The 2,546-nt window shown below is 54.9% G+C and carries 2 protein-coding genes; both read right to left on the bottom strand.

What is annotated here, in order from left to right; translation table 11 throughout:
* Window positions 1-539: 539 nt before the first annotated feature.
* Window positions 540-2,084, bottom strand: coding sequence for an IS66 family transposase (locus CKW15_RS27725; RefSeq protein ID WP_095153076.1), 1,545 nt, complete (start codon window positions 2,082-2,084; stop codon window positions 540-542).
* A 17-nt stretch (window positions 2,085-2,101) separates the two neighbouring features.
* Entirely contained in the window at window positions 2,102-2,461 is a 360-nt protein-coding gene (tnpB, locus tag CKW15_RS27720) for an IS66 family insertion sequence element accessory protein TnpB (protein WP_236466554.1), read from the bottom strand.
* Window positions 2,462-2,546 lie beyond the last annotated feature (85 nt).

Genomic DNA, 2,546 nt, shown 5'->3' with positions numbered 1-2,546 from the left:
GTAAGCGCTCCATGAACCCCACCCATTCAAAATAGGCGCGCTTAGCGAGGCGATGTAAGTGAGCAGTTCCAAGGGATCAAGGCTTCGTAATCTTCAACTGAGATTACCTGTGGCAGCCATTCAAGTGCGTTGCGCAGCCACGCATGGGGTTCTTGGCTCAGGCACATGTGGCATTGAGGTGGCTTTGTTGGGGCTTTGTTGCGTCTTTGTTGTGGCTTTGTTGTGCCACATAAATAGTCACTTCCGGGTTAGATGGCAGAAAAATGCAAAGCCCGGCTATTTCTGTGCCACAACAAAGCCCCATCAAAGCCACATAAATGCAGAGTTTCGCCCTGTCTGGGCTCATTTGAGCCACTTTGATCCTGTACCAGGGGTAGGACTTTTTTTGTACCGGGGGGCGGACGCTAAGGTTTTCATGGCGGCCGGAGGCTCTAAAAACGTCCCGAGTCTTTTACGTGTTAGTGGATTTTGGCGGTACACCAAGGACATCCAGAGGTCTCCCGAGCGTACGATTCGATCCTCCCTCAAAGGGGGCAGGTTTAACGCGGTATCTCTGGCGAGCAATTCCACGGCAGCAGTGCTTCATAGTCTGCCACCGACTGCGCATGCGGTAACTGCTCCAGTACGTGGCGTAGCCATGTGTAAGGCTCTTGGCCGTTGACCTTGGCGGTCTCCACCAAGCTGTAGATCTGAGCGCTGGCGGTAGCGCCTTTGGGCGTGTCGCTGAACAGCCACGCCTTGCGACCGATCACAAACGGTTTTATAGCTCTTTCGGCGGCATTGTTGTCGATCGGTAAAAAACCGGCTTCCACATAACGCTCCAGCCGGCTCCAGTTGCTGGCCAGATAATTCACGGCCTTGCCCAGAACGCTTTGGGGCGTCACCTGTGGCTGCGTTTTCTCCAGCCAACTTTTCAACTGACCCAGAATCGGCAGGCTCTTTTCCTGACGGCCAATAAAACGCTGTTCATCGCTGGCGTCCTTGAGTTCGCGCTCGATGCCATACAACTTGTTAATCATGGTCAGCGCGATATCGGCGCGCCCCGTCTTGCCCTTGGGCTGCACTTTTTGCGCCTCAACAAACTTGCGCCGCGCATGGGCCATGCACGCCAGGCGTTCCACGCCCGGTTGCAACGCCAACGCGTTATAACCTGCGTAATCGTCGGTCATCACGTAGCCGCGATAACTTTCCAGCAGCCGTAGCGGCACTTCCTGCGCACGGCTGGACGTATAGTCGAACAGCACTACTTTTCGATCCGGCGGACCGCTGGCCTGCACCCACATCCAGGACTGGCAGGTCGGATCTCGATCCGGCTCTTTGAGTACCTGGACGCGAGTCTCATCACAGTGGATGACTGGACTTTCCAGTAAGCGGTCGCGCATCAAATTCAGCAGCGGCTGCAAGTGCTCACCGCACTGAATAACCCAGCGTGCCAGGGTCTGACGCGGGATATCGATACCGTGTCGACTCAAGACCGTTTCGAAACGATGCAGCGGCAAGCCATCGACATACTTGGTGGTCAACAGCATCGCCAACACACTCGGGCTGGCCATGCTCTTTTCAATCAACTGAGCGGGTTTGTCGGCGGTGACTGGAGCCGTTTCACAACCGCGGCAACCGTAAACTTTGCGGATATGTTTGATCACCCGGATCTGCATTGGCACGATGTCCAGCTGCTCGCTGGTTTCTTCACCGATGGCGTGTTTGCGGCAACCGCAGGCACAGGTCAGTTCGTGTTCTGGCAGTTCGTGGATGACTTCGATACGCGGTAGGTCAGCCGACAATGGTTTGCGTTTGCCACGGCGCGGGGTCGGTGCAACGACTTCTTCTTCGATATCGACGATGAGAGATATCGGTTCGCTTTCTGGCTCATTGAAAAGAGCCAGTTGCGGCGTGTTGGGCTCAACTGTCTGTTCGGATTTACGTCCGAACAGACGGTCGCGCAGCAACTTGATCTGTTCTTTCAAATCGACGATGTGGGTCTGGTAGGACTGCGCCACTTCCTCTTGACGACTGAATGCCTCAAGCAACATTTGTTTGAGCAAAACAGGATCGTCTGGAAGGTGGTCGGGCATGAAAGTCATGCCCGGATTATACCGGGTTAAGCCACGAAACGTGGAGTCAGAACCTGATGCGGACGGTTACGCCAGAGATCAAAACCGTCGAGCAGCCAGTTCAGCTCCTGGACGCTCAATACGATGGCCTCGTCGGTAGCGTCAGGCGACGTTTTGAACCGCTCGGACTCCAGGCGCTTGAGCCAAAGACAGAAGCCGTTGCGCTCCCAATAGAGGATCTTCACTCGGTTACGGTGGCGATTCAGAAATACGAAAAGCACCGGGTCGAATACGGCGACTTTAATATCCAGTTCGACCAGAGCGGCCAGACCGTCGATGGATTTTCGGAAGTCGACAGGCTTGGGGTAGAGGTACACTTTTTCGACTTTGGTGTCGGGTCGCATCATGACGGGCTGGCTCCGGAAAGAAATCGAGAGCACAGCATCAGACTTTAATAAGCGGCTTTGAATGTGGGGTTCATGGATCCCTTAC

Origin of the sequence: Pseudomonas sp. Irchel s3b5 (assembly GCF_900187435.1) — a bacterium.
In the GTDB taxonomy this organism is placed as follows: domain Bacteria; phylum Pseudomonadota; class Gammaproteobacteria; order Pseudomonadales; family Pseudomonadaceae; genus Aquipseudomonas.
Note: the sequence above shows the minus strand (reverse complement) of the source record. Positions and strands in the feature narration are given on the sequence as shown.

Coding starts and splice junctions, on each gene's coding strand:
- tnpB (WP_236466554.1), bottom strand. CDS start 2,461: ATGATGCGACCCGACACCAAAGTCGAAAAAGTGTACCTCTACCCCAAG.
- CKW15_RS27725 (WP_095153076.1), bottom strand. CDS start 2,084: ATGACTTTCATGCCCGACCACCTTCCAGACGATCCTGTTTTGCTCAAA.